24 protein-coding genes and 1 tRNA gene are annotated in these 23,265 nt (G+C 44.2%); 14 read left to right on the top strand and 11 right to left on the bottom strand.

The features are described 5' to 3' along the window. The 7 genes from mlaE to AB4375_RS10790 all read left to right on the top strand — a co-directional run bounded on the left by mlaE (position 1) and on the right by AB4375_RS10790 (position 4,684). Positions 1-780 carry a lipid asymmetry maintenance ABC transporter permease subunit MlaE gene (gene mlaE / locus AB4375_RS10820; RefSeq protein ID WP_017058920.1) on the top strand — a complete coding sequence of 260 codons (780 nt, stop codon included), beginning with the start codon at positions 1-3 and terminating at the stop codon, positions 778-780. A 2-nt stretch (positions 781-782) separates the two neighbouring features. After that, positions 783-1,274, top strand: a complete 492-nt coding sequence (gene mlaD, locus AB4375_RS10815) for an outer membrane lipid asymmetry maintenance protein MlaD (protein WP_017058921.1) — start codon at positions 783-785, stop codon at positions 1,272-1,274. 52 nt (positions 1,275-1,326) lie between these two features. Continuing rightward, the gene (locus AB4375_RS10810; protein WP_120459707.1) at positions 1,327-1,956 is read left to right on the top strand and encodes a phospholipid-binding protein MlaC; all 630 of its coding nucleotides are present in this window, start codon (positions 1,327-1,329) and stop codon (positions 1,954-1,956) included. Beyond that, positions 1,956-2,264 (top strand): lipid asymmetry maintenance protein MlaB, encoded by a 309-nt coding sequence (locus AB4375_RS10805; RefSeq protein ID WP_017058923.1) that lies wholly within the window; start codon positions 1,956-1,958, stop codon positions 2,262-2,264. Before AB4375_RS10810 ends, AB4375_RS10805 begins: the two co-directional genes overlap by 1 nt. A 13-nt stretch (positions 2,265-2,277) precedes the next feature. Further along, positions 2,278-2,532: a BolA family iron metabolism protein IbaG gene (gene ibaG, locus AB4375_RS10800; RefSeq protein ID WP_017058924.1), complete on the top strand. Its 255-nt coding sequence runs from the start codon at positions 2,278-2,280 to the stop codon at positions 2,530-2,532. An 8-nt stretch (positions 2,533-2,540) separates the two neighbouring features. Beyond that, positions 2,541-3,806, top strand: a complete 1,266-nt coding sequence (gene murA, locus AB4375_RS10795) for a UDP-N-acetylglucosamine 1-carboxyvinyltransferase (RefSeq protein WP_017058925.1) — start codon at positions 2,541-2,543, stop codon at positions 3,804-3,806. Positions 3,807-3,958: 152 nt separating this feature from the next. Continuing rightward, positions 3,959-4,684: a 1-acylglycerol-3-phosphate O-acyltransferase gene (locus AB4375_RS10790; protein ID WP_017058926.1), complete on the top strand. Its 726-nt coding sequence runs from the start codon at positions 3,959-3,961 to the stop codon at positions 4,682-4,684. Positions 4,685-4,808: 124 nt separating this feature from the next. On the opposite strand, the gene AB4375_RS10785 is transcribed toward AB4375_RS10790, so the two are convergent. From AB4375_RS10785 to arcA, 5 genes are all read right to left on the bottom strand, one after another. After that, a complete protein-coding gene (locus AB4375_RS10785) occupies positions 4,809-5,198 on the bottom strand; it encodes a RidA family protein (RefSeq protein ID WP_004735319.1) in 390 nt (129 codons plus the stop codon). 136 nt (positions 5,199-5,334) lie between these two features. Next, positions 5,335-5,796: an aspartate carbamoyltransferase regulatory subunit gene (gene pyrI, locus AB4375_RS10780; protein WP_017058927.1), complete on the bottom strand. Its 462-nt coding sequence runs from the start codon at positions 5,794-5,796 to the stop codon at positions 5,335-5,337. Positions 5,797-5,808: 12 nt separating this feature from the next. Further along, positions 5,809-6,738, bottom strand: coding sequence for an aspartate carbamoyltransferase (gene pyrB / locus AB4375_RS10775; protein WP_012604860.1), 930 nt, complete (start codon positions 6,736-6,738; stop codon positions 5,809-5,811). A gap of 287 nt (positions 6,739-7,025) precedes the next feature. Next, the gene (locus AB4375_RS10770; protein WP_017066667.1) at positions 7,026-8,030 is read right to left on the bottom strand and encodes an ornithine carbamoyltransferase; all 1,005 of its coding nucleotides are present in this window, start codon (positions 8,028-8,030) and stop codon (positions 7,026-7,028) included. A gap of 157 nt (positions 8,031-8,187) precedes the next feature. Next, on the bottom strand, positions 8,188-9,408 hold the full coding sequence (arcA, locus tag AB4375_RS10765; RefSeq protein ID WP_017069412.1) for an arginine deiminase: 1,221 nt from the start codon (positions 9,406-9,408) through the stop codon (positions 8,188-8,190). 576 nt (positions 9,409-9,984) lie between these two features. Here arcA and rraB point away from each other — a divergent pair. After that, positions 9,985-10,401 (top strand): ribonuclease E inhibitor RraB, encoded by a 417-nt coding sequence (rraB, locus tag AB4375_RS10760; RefSeq protein ID WP_017058930.1) that lies wholly within the window; start codon positions 9,985-9,987, stop codon positions 10,399-10,401. Between the two features lie 125 nt (positions 10,402-10,526). Beyond that, entirely contained in the window at positions 10,527-11,321 is a 795-nt protein-coding gene (locus tag AB4375_RS10755; protein WP_017058931.1) for a glycosyl hydrolase 2 galactose-binding domain-containing protein, read from the top strand. A gap of 49 nt (positions 11,322-11,370) precedes the next feature. Here the strand turns inward: AB4375_RS10755 and AB4375_RS10750 are convergent, their stop codons facing one another. From AB4375_RS10750 to pepA, 5 genes are all read right to left on the bottom strand, one after another. Continuing rightward, positions 11,371-11,865 carry a GNAT family N-acetyltransferase gene (locus AB4375_RS10750; protein ID WP_017066666.1) on the bottom strand — a complete coding sequence of 165 codons (495 nt, stop codon included), beginning with the start codon at positions 11,863-11,865 and terminating at the stop codon, positions 11,371-11,373. A gap of 48 nt (positions 11,866-11,913) precedes the next feature. Next, the gene (locus AB4375_RS10745) at positions 11,914-12,318 is read right to left on the bottom strand and encodes a DUF2061 domain-containing protein (protein WP_017058933.1); all 405 of its coding nucleotides are present in this window, start codon (positions 12,316-12,318) and stop codon (positions 11,914-11,916) included. Between the two features lie 228 nt (positions 12,319-12,546). Beyond that, complete coding sequence (locus AB4375_RS10740) at positions 12,547-15,420, bottom strand: valine--tRNA ligase (RefSeq protein WP_372051557.1); 2,874 nt, start codon at positions 15,418-15,420, stop codon at positions 12,547-12,549. Between the two features lie 102 nt (positions 15,421-15,522). Then, entirely contained in the window at positions 15,523-15,972 is a 450-nt protein-coding gene (locus AB4375_RS10735) for a DNA polymerase III subunit chi (protein WP_017066664.1), read from the bottom strand. Between the two features lie 99 nt (positions 15,973-16,071). Then, positions 16,072-17,592, bottom strand: coding sequence for a leucyl aminopeptidase (pepA, locus tag AB4375_RS10730; RefSeq protein ID WP_017058936.1), 1,521 nt, complete (start codon positions 17,590-17,592; stop codon positions 16,072-16,074). 192 nt (positions 17,593-17,784) lie between these two features. Here pepA and lptF point away from each other — a divergent pair, with 192 nt between their 5' ends. Continuing rightward, positions 17,785-18,885, top strand: a complete 1,101-nt coding sequence (gene lptF / locus AB4375_RS10725) for an LPS export ABC transporter permease LptF (RefSeq protein WP_017058937.1) — start codon at positions 17,785-17,787, stop codon at positions 18,883-18,885. A 3-nt stretch (positions 18,886-18,888) separates the two neighbouring features. Further along, positions 18,889-19,959, top strand: coding sequence for an LPS export ABC transporter permease LptG (gene lptG / locus AB4375_RS10720; RefSeq protein WP_017058938.1), 1,071 nt, complete (start codon positions 18,889-18,891; stop codon positions 19,957-19,959). A 64-nt stretch (positions 19,960-20,023) separates the two neighbouring features. On the opposite strand, the gene AB4375_RS10715 is transcribed toward lptG, so the two are convergent. Then, positions 20,024-20,500: an RDD family protein gene (locus tag AB4375_RS10715; RefSeq protein ID WP_017058939.1), complete on the bottom strand. Its 477-nt coding sequence runs from the start codon at positions 20,498-20,500 to the stop codon at positions 20,024-20,026. A 194-nt stretch (positions 20,501-20,694) separates the two neighbouring features. On the opposite strand from AB4375_RS10715, the gene AB4375_RS10710 reads away from it, so the two are divergent. From AB4375_RS10710 to AB4375_RS10700, 3 genes are all read left to right on the top strand, one after another. Continuing rightward, positions 20,695-20,779, top strand: a tRNA-Leu gene (locus AB4375_RS10710). Between the two features lie 586 nt (positions 20,780-21,365). Continuing rightward, complete coding sequence (locus tag AB4375_RS10705; RefSeq protein ID WP_017055297.1) at positions 21,366-21,773, top strand: VOC family protein; 408 nt, start codon at positions 21,366-21,368, stop codon at positions 21,771-21,773. 83 nt (positions 21,774-21,856) lie between these two features. Beyond that, the gene (locus tag AB4375_RS10700; RefSeq protein WP_372051554.1) at positions 21,857-23,134 is read left to right on the top strand and encodes an HD-GYP domain-containing protein; all 1,278 of its coding nucleotides are present in this window, start codon (positions 21,857-21,859) and stop codon (positions 23,132-23,134) included. Positions 23,135-23,265: the final 131 nt, after the last annotated feature.

Raw genomic sequence — 23,265 nt, 5'->3', positions numbered from 1 at the left:
ATGATTGTTAAAACTATTGCGGGTGTCGGTAAGCGTACACTTGCGAGCTGTGAGTCATTTGGTCGAGCAAGCCTGATGTTATTTGGGGCTTTGTTTGGCATCCCGCGACTAAAAAACTTCCCCTTATTAGTAAAACAACTTTATAGCGTTGGCGTTCAGTCATTGGCTATTATTTTAGTTTCGGGTCTGTTTATCGGCATGGTGCTCAGCCTGCAGGGCTATGTCGTGTTAATTGACTACGGCGCTGAGGGAAACCTTGGTCAAATGGTCGCGCTTTCACTGTTGCGTGAGTTGGGGCCTGTGGTGACTGCGTTATTATTTGCAGGTCGAGCCGGTTCAGCACTCACGGCAGAGATTGGGTTAATGAAGGCAACAGAGCAGATCTCAAGCCTTGAGATGATGGCCGTTGACCCTCTTAAACGCATTATTGCACCACGTCTTTGGGCCGGGCTTATCTCAATGCCATTGCTTGCTATGATTTTTATGGCGGTAGGTATTTGGGGCGGTCAACTGGTTGGTGTTGATTGGAAAGGCATTGATCACGGCAGTTTCTGGTCTGCGATGCAGTCTTCAGTAGAACTTGGCCGAGATATTGGTAACAGCATGATCAAATGTATGGTCTTCGCTATCACCGTAACTTGGATCGCACTTTTCAATGGTTATGACGCAGTACCGACTTCAGAAGGTATCAGTCAGGCAACCACACGCACTGTAGTGCACTCTTCTCTAGCGGTACTAGGGCTAGATTTTGTTCTTACCGCATTGATGTTTGGGAATTAATCATGCAACAAACTCGAAAATTAGAATTATGGGTCGGCACCTTTGTTATTGCCGGAATTTGCGCAATCTTAATCATGATCTTTCAAGTCGCTGACGTAAAAGGCATAGGTTCGAACCATACTTACAATCTAAAAGCGACCTTTGACAACATTGGCAGCCTAAAAGTTCGTTCTCCAGTGAAAGTGGGTGGCGTCGTTGTTGGACGAGTTAAAAGCATTGAGCTTGATACCGAGAGCTACCTTCCTGTCGTTGAACTGTCTATTGACGGGAAGTACTCGCAATTTCCAGATACCTCTAGTGCTCAAATTTTAACATCTGGCTTAATTGGTGAGCAGTACATTAGTCTGGTTCCAGGCTTCATTTTTGATGATGAAGAGATGTTGGTCGATGGTGATTCAATTGAAGACACTAAGTCAGCATTGGTACTAGAAGATTTGATTGGCCAAGTGCTGTATAGCGTTGGTGGTTCTAATGACAGCGAAGCTAAGGAATAAGATAATGTTGAAAACTATTAGTTATTTAAAAGCTATTGGTTACTTGAAATCAATGTTTATGGCGGCAATGGCGTTGCTTATTTCTACCCAAGCCTTTGCTGCAGAATCGATTGACCGTACTCAGCCTTACCAGATGATGACTCAAGTTGCCGAAGTGGCATTTGAGCGTTTGAAGAGTGAACAAGACAACATCCACCAAGATCCAGAGTTATTGAAGGTCATCGTGGAAGAAGAGTTGATGCCTTATGTGAATGCACAATATGCAGCTCTTAAGTTACTTGGACCAAACTTGAAAGGCGCGGATAGAAAAGACGTGGGCGTGTTTATCGATTCATTCCGTAAATACCTTGTTTCTTCTTATGCCCAAGTGCTGACTCAATACACAGATCAGACGATTGAATTTGGTCCAGAACCAAAAATCAAAGCGGATAGCCGCATTACCAGTATCAAGGTCGACATCATCGATACGCCGCGACCAAACATTAAGCTTGAATTTAAGCTTCGCAAAGACAAGAAATCTGGCGAGTGGAAAGCATTTGATATGGTTGCCGAAGGTATTAGCTTGTTGTCGAGCAAGCAATCGGAGTGGAATACTAAGATTCGTCAAGAAGGCATCTTACAAGTTGCAGACGAACTAGAGAAATTAGCCGCACAACCGATTCGTTTTGAGAGTAACAAATAATGAGCCATTCTCAATGGCAAGCACTAAGCTCTAAAGAGTATCAACTGTTCGGTGATTTAGACCGAGACAGTGTCCCTGCAATCTGGCGTATATTGGAAAAGTGGCAAACGACGGAATCGAGCGTTGAAATTGACCTTAGCCATATAAATCGAGTCGATTCAGCAGGAATGGTGATGCTAATTCACTTATTAGAGCATGCAAAAAATCAAAACTGTCATATAATGCTCAGTTTCGTGCCAGAACAATTACGAACGTTGTTCCAATTGAGCAATATCCAGCCAATGATGGCAGAACACATAAAAAATTAGGCAGGAGCTATTTGTGGACAGCACAAAAGTACAAGAATTATTAGCAGAAGCACTGAACCTTCAGGAAATTTTCGTGAAAGGGGAAGGCAGTCATTACGAAGTTGTTGCGGTTGATCCATGTTTTGACGGCATGAATCGAGTTAAGAAGCAGCAACTAATCTACGGCCCACTAATGGAATACATTCAACGCAATGACATCCATGCTCTTTCTATTAAGGCTTTCACGCCGGAAGAGTGGGAACGTGATAAGAAACTGATGTCACTTTAAGGTTTATGATGGAAAAGTTTCGAGTTATTGGATCGGATAAGCCGCTAAGCGGTGAAGTGACGATCTCAGGCGCAAAAAATGCAGCGCTACCTATCTTATTTGCTTCAATTCTTGCTGAAGAGCCAGTGGAAGTAAGTAACGTTCCTCACCTACGTGACATCGATACTACGATGGAACTGCTTAAGCGTTTAGGCGCAAAAGTATCGCGTAATGGTAGTGTTCATGTTGATGGCAGCGAAATTAATGAATTTTGTGCGCCTTACGATTTAGTGAAAACAATGCGTGCTTCTATCTGGGCTTTAGGTCCTCTAGTCGCTCGTTTTGGTGAAGGCCAAGTGTCACTTCCAGGCGGTTGTGCAATTGGTGCTCGACCTGTTGATCTGCATATCCACGGCCTAGAGCAACTAGGTGCGACCATTAAGTTGGAAGATGGTTATGTGAAAGCAAGTGTTGATGGCCGTCTGAAAGGCGCGCACATCGTGATGGATAAAGTAAGTGTGGGTGCCACCATTACTATCATGTGTGCAGCAACGCTAGCGGAAGGAACAACAGTACTCGATAACTCAGCGCGTGAGCCTGAGATTGTTGATACGGCTGACTTCCTAAACAAACTGGGTGCTAAAATTTCTGGCGCAGGTACAGATACGATTACTATCGAAGGCGTTGAACGTCTTGGTGGTGGCCAACACTCTGTGGTTGCTGACCGTATTGAAACAGGTACTTTCCTGGTTGCTGCTGCTGTTTCTGGCGGTAAAGTGGTTTGTCGCAACACCAACGCTCATCTTCTTGAAGCTGCCTTAGCGAAGCTTGAAGAAGCGGGTGCGAAGGTTGAAACGGGCGAAGACTGGATCAGTCTTGATATGACGGGTCGTGAACTGAAAGCGGTGAAAATCGTAACGGCACCTCACCCTGGTTTCCCAACCGACATGCAAGCACAGTTTACTCTGCTTAACATGATGGCGAAGGGCAGTGGTGTTATCACTGAGACTATCTTTGAAAACCGTTTTATGCACATTCCTGAGTTACAGCGAATGGGTGCAAAAGCGGAAATCGAAGGTAACACGGCTATCTGTGGTGAAACGGAAAAACTGAGCGGCGCTCAAGTAATGGCAACGGACCTTCGCGCATCTGCGAGCCTTGTTATTGCTGGCTGTATTGCTCAAGGTGAAACCATCGTTGACCGTATTTATCACATCGATCGTGGCTACGATAAGATTGAAGATAAATTGTCAGCCTTAGGCGCAAACATTACACGATTTAGTGAGTCGAACTAACCTAGGTTAGTGGATTCATGAATCAGTAAGATGAAAACATAAAAGTCGGAACCTTGGTTTCGGCTTTTTTATAGTTGTATTTACCGCGAGTAAATCTATTGCTCATTTTTGCGCGAATAGATGAATCAACTTGGCGGTCGGTGAGGAACAAAATGATAGCAATATTACGTATTTTCGCAGTGGCGATATTTGCGATTCTTATGTTTGTATTTGGTTGTGGTTACTGCCTATTAAGTCCACGCAACCCGAAACACGTATTTACCTTTGGCCGTTATTTCGGTCGCATGTCGAAGATCTTCGGCATGAAGTTAGAGCTTCGCATCCCAGAAGATGCCTACTCTCGCGGCCAACATGTTTATGTGGCGAACCACCAAAACAGCTGGGATCTATTCACGATTTCATCAGCGGTAACGCCAAAAGTGGTAACTGTTGGTAAGAAAAGCCTAGTGTGGATGCCTCTATTTGGTCAGCTTTACTGGTTGACGGGTAACATCCTAATTGACCGTGCTAACCGTAGCAAAGCGGTAGGTACGATTGATCAGGTCGTGACGAGTCTAAAAGAGAGCGATGTTTCAGTTTGGATGTTCCCTGAAGGCACTCGTTCTCGTGGCCGTGGTCTGCTGCCATTCAAAACAGGTGCATTCCATGCTGCGATTGGTGCTGGCTTGCCTATCATCCCTATCGTGTGTAGCTCAACCGGTGGCGTGAAGCTAAACCGTTGGAACAATGGTCACGTGATTGTTGAAATGCTGCCACCAATCAGCACTGAAGGCTACGACAAGTCTAATGTTCGTGAACTGGCTAACCTAGCTCGTGAGCAGATGGCTGCGAAACTTGAAGAGTTAGACAAAGAAGTGGTTGAGCTTAATAAAAAGTAATTATCTAAGCGAAACGATGAACAATAAAAAAGGTTGCCAACTGGGCAACCTTTTTTGTATCTAATAAACACTCAGCATTACGCTAAGTCGTTTATCCGAAGGTGTTTAATCTAGAGATTAAAAGCTATTTGCGAACCGCAATAGCTTCGATCTCGATACCTACATCTTTTGGTAGACGAGCTACTTCAACACATGAACGTGCAGGGTAGTTTGCAACGCCGTGCTCATCGAAGAATTTGCCGTAAACCTCGTTTACTGTGCCGAAGTCGTTTAGGTCTTTAACGAATACCGTTAGTTTTACGATGTCTTTTACAGTCAGGCCTGAAGCTTCAACAACCGCTTGAACGTTGTCTAGAGATTGGCGAGCTTGCTCTGCGATATCAGCAGATACTTCACCAGTTGCTGGATTTACTGGGATTTGACCAGAAGTCAGTACCATGTTGCCAAGGTCAACGCCTTGTACGTATGGGCCGATTGCAGCTGGAGCAGATTCTGTGTGAAGTACTTTAGTCATTGGTTTATTCCATCAGTTATTAGATAAAAATCAATTTTCAGTGTGCCTTCAAACTTTGGATAGGTAAAGCGCAAAATACCCCGCACAGGCGAGGTATTTGATAGTTTTTACATTCGGTCTTCTTTGCAGTATGACGTTATCTTTCTGTCACGATCTCGCGAGAGAAGACTTTTTCGCAATACTTACACTTCAATCGAATATCTTCTTTCTTTTCAAAGATCTTAAAGCTGCTTTCAACCGGTTCATTGTGAGTAATACAGTTAGTATTTGGACACTCGAACACATCGTTGATTTGCTCAGGAAGTTCTAGTGGTAGCTTCTTAACTACTTCGTAATCTTCTATTTGGTTCACTGTTGCATGAGGCGCATAAAGTGCCAGCTTGCTCGCCTGTTCTTCTGTGATAAACACATTCTCAATCTTGAGCAGGTCTTTTCCGCCCAGTGCAGAAGACGGTAGATTCAGGCCAATCGTCACGCGCTGATGAGAGTTGTGCATGTCGAACAGTTTTAGCACCTTGATCCCGATATTGGCTGGGATATGGTCGATAACAGTACCGTTTCTGATTGCTTCAACTTTTAATTGAGTCTCTTTAGACATGATATCTCTCCTCTACAGCGTTTCGTTAAGAACAAGGGCTAGCAATGCTTCACGGGCGTAAACACCATTCTCTGCTTGCTGGAAGTAGTAAGCGTAAGGTGTTTTATCGACATCGACAGTAATTTCATCAACGCGAGGAAGAGGGTGCAGAACCTTCAGGTTATCGCGTGCATTTTCCAGCATCGAAGCGGTCAGGATGTATGCGGATTTTATGTGCGCGTATTCTGACTCATCGAAGCGCTCTTTTTGAACTCGAGTCATGTACAAGACATCGAGCTCAGGAATCACATCTTCCATGTCCGTCAATAGTTGGTACTTGATGCCCGCTTCATCAAGCTCTTCGCAAATGTAGTCTGGCATCGCTAGAGCTTCTGGAGCCACGAAGTAGAAACAGATGTTGTCGAACTTCGCTAGTGCTTGAGTCAATGAGTGAACCGTACGGCCGTACTTAAGGTCACCAACGAATGCAACGTTTAGGTTGTCGAGGCGGCCTTGTGTCTCAGCGATAGAGAATAGGTCTAGTAACGTTTGTGTTGGGTGTTGGTTTGCGCCGTCACCTGCGTTAATAACAGGTACACCGTTTGAGAACTCAGAAGCCAGACGCGCTGCGCCTTCTTGAGGGTGACGCATCACGTAAGCGTCAACGTATGAAGAGATAACCTGTACCGAGTCCGCTAGCGTTTCGCCTTTCTTTGCCAAAGAAGTGTTACCACCACTGTCGAAACCAATCACATCACCACCGATGCGTTGAATCGCAGTTTCAAAAGAGAGACGAGTTCGCGTAGAAGGTTCGAAGAAGCAGCTGGCAACAACTTTGTTCTTGATGAGTTCTGGGTTTGGCTCAGCCTTTAGCTGACCTGCCGTTTGAACAATTAATTCTAGCTCTTCACGAGAAAGCTCTGGAATTGAGATGATGTGCTTTTGATAGAGCGAATTCGCCATGATCTTCTTCCCCACAATAATGTATTGGCCATAAAAAAGCCCCCCATAATGGGAGGCTTTAAAAAAGTGCTGAAAAGCAGAATAGACGGCCTGGTAAGCATCTTAGCTTACGAGCAATATTTGGTGTTTTCACAATATTACTATGTGTTTTCACAATATCATTATGTTTTATCACAACATTGCTTGGCGTCATTTTCATTACTCTCAGACAAATTGCCGAGAATTATACGCTTTCAATTTGTGAGCGCAAGCGATTACATCAAGCTTTTGTTTACTTTCAGTATTCGCTATTGACCCAGTGTCGCAACCATCACCGCTTTGATGGTATGCATGCGATTCTCAGCTTCATCAAACACAATTGAGTAATCCGATTCAAAGACTTCATCAGTAACTTCTAAACCGTTCATTCCATACTTATCTGCGACTTGCTGGCCGATCACGGTTTCATTGTTATGGAAAGCGGGTAGGCAGTGCATGAATTTCACTTGAGGATTGCCAGTGAGCTTAATGACATCCATATTCACTTGGTATGGTTTCATTACCGCTACACGTTCGTCCCAAGCTTCAGGGGCCTCGCCCATTGAAACCCAAACATCGGTATAAAGGAAATCACAGCCTTGAACACCTTCAGCAACGTCTTCTGTCAGCGTGATGTTGGCACCTGTGCTTTGCGCGATAGCTTGGCACTCTTCAACAAGCTGCTCTTCTGGCCAGAATGCTTTAGGCGCGACAAGGCGAATATCCATGCCCATCTTCGCGGCTCCGACTAACAGAGAGTTACCCATGTTATTGCGTGCATCGCCTAGGTAAGCAAAGCTGATTTGGTGCAGATGTTTTCCGCGACCATGCTCAAGCATAGTGAGGAAATCAGCCAAAATCTGAGTAGGGTGGAACTCATCGGTTAAACCATTCCAAACCGGCACGCCCGCATAAGCGCCTAAGTCTTCAACGATACTTTGGCCAAAGCCACGATATTCAATGCCATCGTACATGCGTCCCAATACACGCGCCGTATCTTTCATTGATTCTTTTTGACCAATCTGAGAACCAGAAGGGCCAAGGTAAGAGACTTGAGCACCTTGATCAAAGGCGGCCACTTCAAACGCACATCGTGTTCGAGTTGATGCTTTCTCGAAGATCAAAGCAATGTTTTTGCCGTTGAGTTTCTTCTGCTCAGTGCCTGCATACTTAGCTTTTTTTAGGTCAGCAGACAGGTCGAGTAAAAACTGAATCTCTTTAGGAGTAAAGTCGAGAAGTTTTAGAAAGTTACGATTGCGAAGATTAAAGGCCATCTCTCGCTCCTTGCGTATATAGAATCAATGAAGAACTTAGTTAAACATAAAAATGCTATATTTGTGAATATTTATTTTATTAATTTGATAAAAAAGGCCAGTAAATGAATACTGGCCTAGATAAGATTATTGAGTCTGTTTAACTGAGCTCTTTGACTTAGATACCATCTCTTTCGATAGGGCAACTCATACAGCGCGCGCCGCCACGACCACGGCCTAGCTCGTTGCCAGGAATCGTTAGAACTTCGATACCCGCTTTGTCGTATTTCTCATTGGTGTAAACATTACGTTCATAACCAATCACGGTACCTGGTTTCACTGTCAGTACGTTGTTAGCGTCATTCCACTGTTCACGCTCAGCTTCGTAGTTATCACCGCCGGTAGTGATGATCTTCAGTTGATCAAGGCCTAGTGCGCCTTCAATCGCTGACAGGTAGTTTTCAGCTTTCTCGACACGCATTTCGCCGTTTTCTTTTGGCGTTAAGCGCCAAGTGTCGAGGTCTTTACGAACGATCTCTGGATAGACAGAGAACGTGTCGATATCCATGTGTGTCATCACCGTATCAAGGTGCATACAAGAGCGGTGTTTTGGTAGATCGATCGCAATCACTTCGCTCGCTTGGCCTGATCTAAATAGGCTAGCCGCTAGGTTTTCGACACCTTGTGGTTTCGTACGCTCTGAAATACCAACCAGTACCGCACCTTTACCGATAACCAGTACGTCACCGCCTTCAATGTTAGCGTTGTCGTAGTGAAGGTCTTCGTCACCAAAGTACTTAATGAAATCTTGGCCTGCGAACACTGGGTGCCAGCGGTAGATAGCACGCAGGTGGTTCGTTTCACGTTGACGTGCAGGCTTCATCATTGGGTTAAGCGATACACCACCGTAAACCCAGCAAGAAGTATCTCGCGTAAATAGGTGGTTAGGCAGTGGCTCGATAACGAAATCGAGTGGTCGATGCATTTTAGGCAGCATCGATGATGATTTGATAGGAAGCTCAGAGTAGGCCAAGCCACCGAGTAAGATCGTTGCTAGATGCTCATTATCCATTTGAGCAAGGTAGTTTCTTAAGTCACGGGCGAAAGTCGGCCCATAACGGAAATCTGAGATTTGAGTATTCAGCAACCACTCACGAGCCTGAGATACGGCAAGCGTTTCTACTAGCAGGTCATGCAGCAGTAGTACTTCTACGTCTTGGCTGCGCAGCGTTTCTGCAAAGGCATCATGTTCTTCACCAGCGGCTTCAACGGCAAGTACATCATCAAATAGAAGATCATGACAGTTTGAAGGGGTGAGGTGGGTGAGTGCTCTTTCAGGTCTATTTAGGAGAACTCGTCTCAATTGACCGACTTCGGAGCCAACGTACAGCTTACTCATTTTGCATCCTTACTATTAATCCAGCGTCTATTTATGACAAGCTTGTCCGTAATATGCAAGTTTTGTAGATTGAGTTAATACAAGGTGTTTGGGTGATAATTGGTCATAAAACCTGTGATTTTTAAGTTTATACAGATTAAATTCCAACTAACTGGCTATCGAACGGAACAACGTTTTTGAGGATCTATGCTCAATTCGTGGCTTGTTAGAATTGAATTTTGCTTATTAATCGTGATTTTTTATTCACTATTATGCACTTTTTGATAACAAGCTGAGGATTTATGCACCCCAAAAGCGGTTTAGCGTATGCACCTAACGTGACTAATCACGCAAGTTTTATTCAATAAGCCCTAAAGTGGCCACAAAAACGAAATGCTAAAACACGGCGCAGTTAATAAAATGTTGAAAATTTGTTTCTGTGATTTTGATTTCACTTTTGAATTGATATTGGCGCTGCGATCTCGCGATAAACTTACCTTTCTAGGCCTGATCTGGGTGGCTTTTCTGGACGATCCGTGCCATATTTCGTGACAATCAAATTTGATCTTTTCATAGTCAACACTCTGGAGCAGACACATGTCTCACGAAGATGAATATCTATCAGTAGCGGAATTAATTGAATTTCAAAAGGAAGAGACTCGCGACATCATTACAGCATTAATTGAAGATGGTAGCGATCCTGAAGCTCTATACGATATCGAGCATCACCTATTTGCTGAAGATTTCGATGTGCTTGAGAAAGCGGTTGTTGAAGCATTCAAAATGGGCTTTGAAGTGCTTGAAGCTGAAGAGACAGAAGACGAAGATGGCAATAAGCTACTTTGTTGTGATGCAACGATGCAATGTACTCTGAATGCAGAAGCGATTGATGAGCAAGTTGAGAAGCTTGTAAACCTTGCAGAGAAGTTTGACATTATCTACGACGGTTGGGGCACTTACTACGAAGGTGAAGATGCTATCTACCCAGACGAAGATGATGAAGGCGAAGAGTAATTCTTTCCCAATTTTAAAAAATGCCAGCCTCGAGCTGGCATTTTTTTACCCTCAGAAAAATAAATGTCTTTATATGCATTCATTCATTATAATGCGGTCAAAATTGATCTAGCTCAAGGAATGATATGCGGTTGCTTCTCGATGGTCTTTGGCAAATTTCGCCACTGACGGATCTCTCTATCCCACAAGATGACATCACCTTTCCGGCTCCGTTAAGCTCAAAGCTCCCTGATAGCTTGAGTGAAAGTCAAATTGCAGAGCAAGAGTGGCACCTGATGCACGACATCGAAGTGGATGACGCTATGTTAGCGTGTCCATTTGTTGAGTTAGTGATGGCTGGAGTCGATTATTTTGCTGAAGTTCGACTTAATGGTGTGGCTGTTTTTGATTGTGATGGTAGCCAAGCTGAATACCGTAAAGATATCCGTCCTTATATGCAGTCCGGCCGAAACCGTTTCGAGATCCTTTTCCTTGAAGAAGAGGAGAGCCTATTGCTTGAAGAAGACATGGATGACTCTGTATCTTCACAGGCTATCGCTAAATCTGATTCACGCATCGGGATTTGGCAAGCGCCATACCTGCAGTTCGTTCGAAACGTCAAGCTAGAGCAAGTTGTCACAGAGCAGATCTGGCACCACGGTGGTGGCTGTGAGTTTAAAGTGGATGTTATCTATCAAACGCTAAAGGCGGGGTTAGTATCGGCATCCATCAAGTTTAATGGTATGACTCTCGTGATGCCGATTGATGTACGCGCTGAACATACTGGCGTCGTGTTCCAGGTCGAAGCTCCTATCATTTTTGATATTGAGAATCCTAACCCCAAGTATCTATACCCATTAGAAGTGGTACTTGATGGGCAAGAAGAGAGTTCTTTTGTTGCCTTGAACCCAACTTCTTGCGTCAGTAACTTTCTACGTTAACTCCGTATATTTTAGCGTTATCTTCTTTCGCTATAGCGGCGCATTCTGCTTATAACGACTTGGCCATGACAACCTCACAAGCGTCGTGGCCTGTTTCTCCCCAAGCTGACTCAAGATGCTCAAACCCAAGCTTCTCATAGAGTTTGACCGCAGCACCCAAGCACTTCGTCGTTTCTAAATACATGTGTTGATACCCAAGTTGCTTGGCTTGCTTTAAGCTCAAAGCGACAATTCGCTTGGCTAGGCCATGCCCTCTAGTTTGCGGTAAGAAGTACATCTTTTGTAGCTCACACACATTGGGTTTACCTGCTAGAGGGGCAAAGCCACCGCCTCCGACGATCTTTCCGTTGTGTTCGATAACCCAGTACATTGCATTCGCTTGGCTATAGACAGAGTACATATCATCGAGTGTTGGGTCGGCTACGCCATAACCTTTATCTTCTGTGAGTCCATGCTCAGCTGAAACTTGGCGAATGATTTGTGCGATGCTTGGGTTGTCTTGCGGTGTAATGGGTCTAAGGGTGAACTCAGCAATTTGTTCCATGATCTGCCTATGAAAGGGTCACTAAATATGTGACCCAATATATGGTGACTAAGCATGTTGGTGCAAACAGAATTGTTGTTGTGCCATTTGGTCGCCTGATTTACGTAACCAGACTTTCTCGTGGAAGTAGTAAGCAACGGTATTTAAAGTTGGCTCTAGCAAAGCCATCACGCCGCCTATGAAAGCATCTCCAGTCAACAAGTAGACAACGGTAAAGGCAACACTAAAGTGGATGGTAGCAAAGCTTGCTGTTTTTAATTTGGTCATCCACTGGCGAGCTTTAAGAGCTGGAACTTGAGCCCACGCCTTTTCATGAAAATAGAAGGCAACAGTATTCACAGAGGGCTCAATCATAGCGATTAAGCTACCAATTAAGATGTCGCCTGTTAGTACATAAGCGACACTAAATGCGATAGTAAAATGTAATGCAGCAAAGGTTAGTGTCTTTTTCATGATAATTACTCAGTCGTTGTGTTGTTTTGATAGGTCTATTATTGAGAATTATTATCATTAAGTATAATAGGAAGTAGAGATTAATTTGATAGATGAAACCTATCAATCAGTGCGGCTAGAGTGAGAAGCATTGGAATATTGGAATCAGGGACATAAAAAAAGGCTGGTCACCAAGACCAACCTTTCTATTTAGACCGAGAAGTTTGAAGCCTTCTCGTTCACTCGGTTTTAAAGCGCAGCGATTGTCGCTTTTTGCTCTTCAAGCTTAACAAGAGTTTCCTTGTAGCCTTCAAGCTTTTCTCGCTCTTTCGCGATAACTGCTTCTGGTGCTTTAGCAACGAAACCTTCGTTACCTAGCTTACCTTCGATACGTTTAATCTCGCCGTGAGTCTTAGCGACTTCTTTATCTAGACGAGCAAGCTCTGCATCTTTGTCGATAAGACCCGCCATTGGGATCATCAACTCAGATTTGCCAACCAGTTTAGTTGCACAAGCAGGAGTCTCTTCACCATCAGCTAGAACTTTAATATCGTCTAGCTTAGCTAGAGAAGTAAGAACGATCTTGTTCGCTTCGATACGAGCGGCATCTTTCTCATCAGCAACCTTGATCATTACTTCTAAGCCTTGGCTTGGTGCAATGTCGTATTCCGCACGTAGGTTACGGATAGCAGTGATGAAAGTCTTAACCCATTCGATATCTTCTACGATCTCAGCGTTGAAGTTCTCTTCGTTAAACTGAGGAAGCGCTTGAGTCATGATAGTGTCGCCTTCAACACCATCTACTAGCGGCTTAACGCTCTGCCAGATAGATTCAGTGATGTAAGGAAGAACAGGGTGAGCAAGACGCAGAGTCTTCTCAAGAACCGTGATAAGCGTGTAACGAGTCGCTTGTTGTTGAGCTTCAGTACCTTTCCAAAGAACAGGTTTAGTTAGCTCTAAGTACCAGTCACAGAATTGGTTCCAGATGAATTCGTAAAGCGTGTTTGCTGCCATGTCTAGACGGTAGTTGTCTAGGTGAGCATTAAACTCTTTCGCTGCAACTTCAAACTGAGACTCAATCCACTTATCGGCTAGAGAGAATTCCATGTTTGCACGGTCTTCTACAGACAGTGACATGCCACAGTCGTGCTCTTCTGTGTTCATTAGTACGTAACGGCTTGCGTTCCATAGCTTGTTACAGAAGTTACGGTAACCTTCAAGACGCTTCATGTCCCAGTTGATGTCACGGCCAGTTGAAGCCATAGCAGCAAGAGTGAAACGCAGTGCGTCAGTACCGTAGGGTTCGATACCGTTTTCGAAAGTCTTACGTGTCGCTTTTTCGATCTTAGCAGCCAGTTTAGGTTGCATCATGTTGCCACAACGCTTTTCTACTAGCTCTTCAAGGCCGATGCCATCAATCATGTCGATTGGGTCAAGTACGTTACCTTTCGACTTAGACATCTTGTCGCCGTTTTCATCACGGATAAGACCCGTCATGTAAACAGTTTTGAAAGGTACTTGAGCCTTGCCATCTTCGTCTTTCACGAAGTGCATGGTCATCATGATCATACGAGCAACCCAGAAGAAGATAATATCAAAACCAGATACTAGTACTTCAGATGGGTGGAATGTTTTCAGTGCTTCAGTATCTTCAGGCCAGCCTTGTGTGCCGAACGTCCAAAGTGCAGAAGAGAACCAAGTATCCAGTACGTCGTCGTCTTGCTTAAGCACAACAACAGGCGCTAGGTTGTTCTTTTCACGAACTTCTTCTTCAGTGCGACCTACGTAAACTTTACCATCGTTGTCGTACCATGCTGGGATACGGTGGCCCCACCAAAGTTGACGAGAGATACACCAGTCTTGCACGTCACGCATCCACGCGAAGTACATGTTTTCGTACTGCTTAGGTACGAATTGGATTTGACCATCTTCAACCGCTTTAACGGCAGGTTCTGCAAGAGGTGCTGTGCGCACGTACCATTGGTCAGTCAGCATTGGTTCGATAACCACGCCACCACGGTCGCCGTAAGGGACAGTCAGGTCGTGATCTTTGATCTCTTCAAGAAGACCAAGCTCATCGAATTCAGCAACGATAGCTTTACGTGCAGCAAAACGCTCCATACCTTGGTACTTAGCAGGGATACCTGTTGAGTAAACATCGCTTTCTTCGCCGTTAGTCGTGAAGACTTCAGCAGCATCACGGATATCAGCATTGAACGTTAGGATGTTGATCATCGGTAGGTTGTTGCGCTTACCCACTTCGTAATCGTTAAAGTCATGAGCTGGAGTGATCTTCACACAACCCGTGCCTTTTTCCATGTCTGCGTGCTCATCGCCTACGATAGGGATAAGACGGTTTACAACAGGAAGTAGGATTTCTTTGCCGATAAGATCTTTGTAACGAGGATCTTCTGGGTTAACAGCAACACCAGTATCGCCAAGCATGGTTTCAGGACGAGTAGTCGCAACAACGATGTAGTCTTTACCATCTGCCGTTTTAACACCGTTCGCTAGCGGGTAGCGGAAGTGCCACATGAAACCTTTTTTGTCTTTGTTTTCAACTTCAAGATCCGAGATTGCAGTGTGCAGTTTAGGATCCCAGTTTACTAGACGTTTACCACGGTAGATTAGGTCTTCTTCGTATAGACGAACAAACACTTCTTGAGTCGCAGCCGATAGGCCGTCATCCATAGTGAATCGTTCACGATCCCAATCTACAGATGCACCAAGACGACGAAGTTGTTGAGTGATCGTGCCACCTGATTCGCCTTTCCATTCCCAGATCTTGTCGATGAAAGCTTCACGGCCGTAGTCGTGTTTTGTTTTGCCTTCTTCGGCAGCAATCTTACGCTCAACAACCATTTGAGTTGCGATACCAGCGTGGTCAGTACCCACTTGCCAAAGCGTGTTTTTGCCTTTCATACGTTGAGCACGGATAAGCGTATCCATGATCGTATCTTGGAACGCGTGACCCATGTGTAGGCTGCCAGTGACGTTCGGTGGCGGGATCATGATGCTGTAAGCTTCTTTTGATGTGTCACCGTGTGGCTTAAAGTAGCCTTTCTCTTCCCAAGTCTTATACAGAGCTTGTTCGATTGATGTTGGGTTGTATGTCTTTTCCATAGTGCTCTTAAACGGATACTGTGAATGGTTAATCGTGGTCAAACTTCATAAGTGAAGCTTCTTGAATCTAAATCCAAAGATAGCTTTAACTATGAGGTTTGACTATGGATGTTGAATCTCGATAGTTTGTAGCTGATATCTAGCTTGACGGTAAATTTTATACCTTTCTCGAGCGAGTTGCTTAGCTTTTTCTTCGCAAGGGACGAAGTCTATCACCTGAGCAAAGGCGTTCGCAAAGGTTGTATGATTATCGGCCAGATTAATTACGAGCTGACGATTCCAATTATGTTTTACGCCTTGATAGCCAATTTCGATGTTGGTTGAATACTTCGGGCCTTCGCCAACCAAGTTGTGCGCAATAAAATCACAGGGTTCGACTTGCCAGAAAACTTCAGCAATACGCTCGGCATGCTCTTTGTCATTACAGTTGAGATAAAGTTTAGCGCCTTGTTTTGCAAAGTGCTGAGCAAGAAACAGCACATAGTGAGCAAAACCATCTTCGCTGGCTTGCGGGCTGTCTGAAGGCACAATGTAAAATGTAGCAGTCTGCATACTTAATACTCGAACTGAAAATCGTGGATATCAATGTTACTTGGTTAACAGGGTCTAACAAATAGCGCTTATTAAAAAAGGGCCCGTAGGCCCTTTTTATTATTTTGAAGATTGCTCTTCAGTCTCTTGGCCGCTGCGGTTCAATAAGAATTGGACTAGCATTGAGACAGGACGACCTGTCGAGCCTTTCGCTGCGCCTGACTTCCAAGCTGTACCAGCACTGTCGATGTGTGCCCAGTGGTACTTCTTAGTGAATTTAGACAGGAAACAACCAGCAGTGATTGTGCCGCCAGGACGGCCACCGATGTTCGCCATATCAGCGAATGGGCTGTTTAGCTGCTCATGGTACTCGTCTGCCATTGGTAGACGCCATGCACGGTCACTTGCTTGCTCTGAAGCATTAACAAGTTCGTGAGAAAGTGGGTTGTGGTTCGATAGAACGCCACTGATGTGGTGACCTAGAGCGATAACACATGCGCCAGTTAGCGTAGCAACATCGACAACACAGTCAGGTTCAAAACGCTCAACGTAAGTTAGAGCATCACATAGAACCAAGCGACCTTCAGCATCAGTGTTGAGTACTTCAACCGTTTGGCCTGACATTGTCGTTAGGATATCACCTGGACGGTAAGCATTGCTGCCCGGCATGTTTTCACAACCGGCTAGGATACCAACCACGTTAATAGGCAGGTTCAGCTTAGCCAGTGCTTTCATTGTACCGAATACAGACGCCGCACCACACATGTCGTACTTCATCTCATCCATGCCTTCACCAGGCTTAAGCGAGATACCGCCTGAATCGAAAGTCAGACCTTTACCTACTAATACAATCGGCTTCGCATCTGGATCCGGAGCGCCTTTGTATTCCATGATAGACATCATCGATTCATTTTTAGAGCCACGGCCAACTGCTAGGTATGATGTCATACCCAGTTTTTCCATCTCTTCTTCGCCAATGATCTTAGTCTTCACAGTTTCATAATCGTCAGCTAGGCGACGAGCTTGAGATGCAAGGTAAGCAGGGTTTGCGATGTTCGGTGGCATATTGCCTAGATCTTTCGATGCTTTCACACCTGAAGCAATAGCAAGGCCATGAGAAATAGCTTTCTCACCAAGGCTCAATTCGCGACGTGTTGGTACATTGAATACCAATTTACGTAGTGGGCGACGAGTCTCTGGCTTGTTGCTCTTGAATTGGTCAAATGTGTAAAGACCATCTTTAGTCGCTTCTACCGCTTGGCGAACTTTCCAATAAGTGTCGCGACCTTTAACGTGAAGTTCTGTAAGGAAACATACAGCTTCCATAGAACCTGTTTCGTTTAGTGTACTGATGGTTTTTTGGATAATTTCTTTGTATTGACGCTCGCCTAGCTCACGTTCTTTACCACAGCCTACCAGTAGAACACGTTCTGAAAGTACACCAGGTACTTGATGCAGTAGTAGCATCTGGCCAGGTTTACCCTCTAGATCACCGCGACGAAGCAGTGAACTAATGTAGCCATCGCTAATCTTATCTAATTGCTCGGCTACTGGAGAAAGGCGGCGCGGTTCGAATACACCGACAACGATACATGCGCTGCGCTGTTTCTCTGGGCTGCCACTTTTTACACTGAACTCCATGCGTACTCCTACATCCTGAAGACAAATCGAACTAAATGTTAGATAATGGGTTCTTACTTGTTGGATCCTATAATGGAACTAACCTTAAAGAAGAACGCTAACACTTAGCTAAAAATTTAAAAAAATAAAAGGTTCAACGGGAAATTATAGTGATTCAATCAAAAAAACAAGTTTTGTATAGGTAATTTGAGCGTGATTATTGTTAGATATTTGATCCGCGAGACAATCAAGAGCCAATTTGCGATCTTTTTTGTTCTCTTTCTCGTGTTTCTCAGCCAAAAATTCATCAGTGTTTTAGCGGATGCCTCTGATGGTGATATCCCTGCGAGTCTTATATTGTCGATTGTTGGCTTAAATATGCCAGCGATGGGCCTATTGATGCTTCCACTCAGTATCTATATTGGTATTTTGCTTACTTTTGGCCGCCTTTACGCTGAAAGTGAAATAGTGGTCATGAACGCCACCGGTATCGGTAATAAATTCCTGATCCAATCTGCGCTTTACCTCGCTTTAATTACGGCATCTGTTGCAGCCTTTAACTCATTTTGGTTATCTCCTTGGTCACAAGACAAAGTTGAACAAATGTATGAAGAAGTAGCTGCAGAGAACAGCGTTGATTTGCTACCAAAAGGTAAGTTTGAAGGTACGCCGGATGGCTCTTCTGTCGTGTTTATTGATGATATCGACGGTAATAAGTTAGAAAACGTGTTCGTAGCTCAAATGCGTCCGCGTGATTCTGTACTGCCAAGTGTGATGTTCTCGAAGTCAGGTGATGTAAAAGAGCTCAGTGATGGTCGCCAAGTGATCGTAATGTACGATGGTACTCGTCATGAAGGCATTCCGACTCGCCTCGACTACAGGGTGACGCACTTTGAAGAATACGAAGGCCTGATTGGTCAGCGTGAAGTTGAGAAGAAAGGTCGAGACTGGGAAGCGATCCCTACGCTTGAACTGATTGGTAACTCAAATAATAGTGCGAAAGCAGAGTTGCAGTGGCGTATTTCTTTGGTACTTTGTATTCCATTGTTGACCATGCTTGTCGTGCCACTGTCTGCGGTAAACCCTCGACAAGGTCGTTTTGCGAAAATCGGCCCAGCAATACTGATTTATCTCACCTATTTCTTAGCAATCAGTGCAACCAAGTCTTCAATCGAAGAGGGGAGCATTCCTGCGGTAATCGGCATGTGGCCAATCAATGCGTTATTGTTATTTGTCGCGATTGGTGCCAACTTTATGGATAGCGTGCCAGTAAGGCGTTTGAAAGAAAAATTCAAGAATAAGAGGTTGGCTTAAGCCGTGTTTAAGATTCTCGATTTATATATAGGCAGAACCATCATCGCAACGACGTCACTGGTATTGGTGACGTTTGTTGGTCTCTCTGGGATCATCAAATATGTAGAACAGCTAAGAAAAGTTGGCCGTGGTACATACGATCTATTACAAGCGCTGTATTTCGTTTTATTGAGTATCCCTCGTGATATCGAAATGTTCTTTCCAATGGCTGCATTGCTTGGCGCATTGATAGGGCTTGGTATGCTTGCTGCAAGTTCTGAGCTTGTCGTTATGCAGGCAGCTGGTTTCTCTAAGTTAGATATCGGCCTATCAGTACTTAAAACAGCTATTCCACTGATGATCGTGGTGACATTGCTTGGTCAATGGGGAGCACCGCAAGCGCAGAAAATGGCTCGTGATTTAAGAACTATCTCGATTGCTGGTGGTAATATTATTTCGACGCAAAGTGGTGTCTGGGCTCGTGATGCCAATGACTTCATCTTCATTGTCAAAATCGATGACCAGAAGCTATATGGAATGAACATGTGGCGCTTTGATGAAAACAAGGCACTTAAAACCGCTATTTATTCTGACGAAGTTGATTACGTTGGAGACAACGTGTGGACGATGAAGGATGTAGAGATCACGTCTTTTGAAAACGAACTTCAAATTACTAAAGAAAGTTTACCGACTTACTCTTGGGAAACGTCATTAGCTCCAGATAAGTTGGCGATAGTAACGGTTAAACCAGAAGAGCTATCGTTAAGTGGGTTGTATGATTATGTTTCTTATCTGAAGGCGTCAGAGCAAGATGCATCACGCTATGAATTGGCGCTGTGGAGAAAGATAACCCAGCCAATTTCGATCGCGGTTATGATGTTGATGGCACTGTCGTTTATCTTTGGTCCTTTGCGTAGTGTGACCATGGGTGCGAGGATTTTGTCAGGTGTTATTGCTGGCTTTACCTTCTATATATCCAGTGAGTTCTTTGGCCCAGTGAGTTTGGTTTATCAAATACCACCCGCCTTTGGCGCAATAGCCCCGAGCGTGGTGTTCCTTGGAATTGCCATCATGCTCTTGAGGCGGAAACTGTAAATAGTAAAAAGGAAGGCATAACGCCTTCCTTTTTTGATCTTGATTGGAGCTAACTTAAATCACATTATCGTGCTTGTGGTAACACAACGACTTCGGTCTTTGCCCAGATATCGTGAAAGCCACGTTTTTCAGGATCGAATGGAACACATAGGTTTGCCAGTCCAAAACCTGAAGTACCTAAACGAATCAGCGCCTGAGTTACTGTGATCGCTGAGCCATCTTTGTTTTGAACGCGCAGCTTCCAAGCTCTCATGCCGAGAGTTTGACCAGCTCTAGTCCAGAAGAACACGAAGAAATATACCCAAACGGCGACTAAGTAAAAGGTATATGCAGGGCTCCAAATCGGATGGTTGGTTAAGAAGTCACTAACATCGGCATAACCGCTGTGGTTAAAAATGCCGAGAGCCATGAGCGCGTGCAGTAGAGCGACAATGACGCCAGCCGCCAACATTTCAATAGCGATTACGATCAGAGCGTCGTAGAACAAGGCACCAAATCGGCGCATGACTCCTGCTGGTGGCAGAGTATTTGTTGATGTCATGTGTTATTACTTCTTTAAAAATTGAGGCGTCAGAATATAGTTTAAGGCTTAGCCTGAAAAGAGACATGACGCACAGCTTATGACTTAGTGGCGAAATTATCGGCAAACACACATGAATTCAAGTTTTTATACTTGCCACATCAGTTCGCATACGTATAATGCCAAACATCGAAAGGGCAATGCCCCAAGATAATGCCGGTATGGTGAAATTGGTATACACGACGGATTCAAAATCCGTTGCCTTCGGGCGTGGCGGTTCAAGTCCGCCTACCGGTACCATATTTAAATGACAAAGCCTCGACGAAAGTCGGGGCTTTGTTGTATCTGGGATATAGGAAGCGTTGCCTTCGCGGTGGCGGCAGGAATGCCTGTCCAATCAGTCCGCCTACCGGTACCAAACATAGAAAGGTCGCTTTTATAGCGACCTTTCGTCGTTTTGGGCGTTTGTGAATTTTAAATCCAGCGTGTCGGCTTGGATGCAAGCCCAGTCAAGTCACCTACCGGCACCATATTTAAATGACAAAGCCTAGATGAAAATCGGGGCTTTGTTGTATCTGGGGTATAGGAAGCATTGCCTTCACGGTGGCGGCAAGAATGCCTGTCCAATCAGTCCGCCTATCGGTACCAAACATAGAAAGGTCGCTTTTATAGCGACCTTTCTATGTTTTGGACGTATGTGAATTTGAAATCCGGCGTGTCGTTGCAGTTGCTCTTCAATCAGACAGATCTTGATGTTTCACTCCTAAATCTCATAATTTCCCTTCGCTATTCGATCTGATAATGAATTAATTATCTTAAATCATGATGTTACCTGTCATTCTCTTTTCTATTGTCTATGTTTAAAGGACTAACAGAGGAGATAGATATGCTGACAGTAACCCCTTACTTGTTTTTTGATGGTCGTTGTAATGAAGCGTTGGATTTTTATCACAAGTGTTTTGGTGGTGTGGTTTTATCTAAGCAGCTTTTTAGTGATGCACCACAGGTAATCGAGGGCGCTCAACCTGATTGGGTTATGCATGCTGAGTTCGAAGCGTTTGGTATGAAGCTGATGATGTCTGATGGTGTTAAGGCAAAAGAACTTGAAGGCAACAATCTCGCTCTCTCTCTTGTGACTGAAGATACCGCGACTCAAGAACAAATCTTTGAAAAGCTCAAGAAGGGAGGGCGGATAATGACTCCACTCGCAGATACTTTTTGGGGGGCTCGATTTGGCAAAGTAGAAGATAAATTCGGTATACGCTGGATGGTGCACTGCGACTCTTTAAGTTGAGCCTGTGAAATTGGATAGTGAAATTGCTGCTTGGTTTTATTAGAATTATAAATAGAGATTAATCATCAATATTATATATAAAAATGGGCAGCATAAAGATTACCGTAGATCGCATTCAGCCCGGTCTGCATATACGACTCCCCGTAAAATGGAATGAACACCCATTTTTATTCAACAGCTTTAAAATCAAAGATGACGCTCAAGTAAAAGTAATTCGACATCTTGGGATTAAGCACGTCTATATAAACCTGAGTCAAAGTGATACCTCACCTTTACCTGTTAATCACGTAGGTGAACAAGAAGTCGATATTGATTCACAGGTAAGCCTTGAAACGGAAAGAATGTGGAAAGATAAGCATGAGCGTATCGAAACCCTTAGCTCTTACCGCCGCAGGGTGAGTCATTGTGAGAGAGAGTTTGAACGTTCGCTTGCTCGAATGCGATCTGTGATGACCAAGATCCGTAACAGACCTTTAGATGCGGTAGGGGAGGTTAAGGCTCTTGTTGATGATATCGTTGAAACTCTAGTGAGCGATGATAACGTCACCTTGCACCTTATGAATGCTAAAGCAGATTTCGAAGATATTTACTTTCATACTCTAAATGTTTCGGTTGTTGCACTGATGATAGGAAAGGCCAAAGGCTATAACACACAGCAATTGAAAGACCTCTCATTCGCAGCGTTGTTTCACGATGTAGGCAAGATCAAAATACCAGTCGCGATACTAAGAAAGCAGAGTGCACTAACGGTGCCAGAAGAGAACTACCTGAAGCTTCATACTAAATACGGTGCGGATATTGTATCGGCAATTGATGACTTTCCTGAAAGTGCTAAAAAGGTGATCGCTCAACATCATGAGATGAATGATGGTTCTGGCTACCCCGAGGGCTTAAAAGAACATGAGATTGATGAATTTGCCAAGATAGTCGCCGTGGCTAATGCATTTGATAACCTTTGCCATGGTAAAACGCAATCTCAACAAATGATCCCGTATTTGGCACTGTCCCACCTATATAAGAGCTGCAAGCATCTATATAGCCAAGATAACTTGGGGCTGTTAGTTAAGTTCATGGGAGTCTATCCACCAGGAACTGTAGTACAGCTTTCAAATGACTCGATTGGGATTGTGATATCCGTTAACGCTAAACATATGCTTTATCCAAATGTACTTATCTATGATCCTAGCGTGCCAAGAACCCAAGCTCCGATCATTGACCTCTTTATTAAAGAGATCAAAATCGTTAATGCCGTTCATCCAAGCAAATTACCTGAACAAGTTCGAGAGTATCTAAACCCTAGGGCTCGTTTATCTTACTTTTTTGATAGTGGAGAGTGGTTATCCACAGGTCGTTGTGGGTAATTTGTTTGAAACTTGGGGTGAAAGTGGTATAAATAAGCCCTTGGTTGAAATGTCTTCGCTTAACCTCTTTTTTTAATAAAAAACGCATTTATTGCTTGCCAATATGAGCGGCATCTCTATAATGCCGCCTC

The organism is Vibrio sp. 10N.261.51.C6 (assembly GCF_041471785.1).
Lineage (GTDB): Bacteria > Pseudomonadota > Gammaproteobacteria > Enterobacterales > Vibrionaceae > Vibrio > Vibrio crassostreae_C.
The sequence above is the reverse complement of the archived record's forward strand: the minus strand, read 5'-3'. Positions and strand labels throughout refer to the sequence as shown.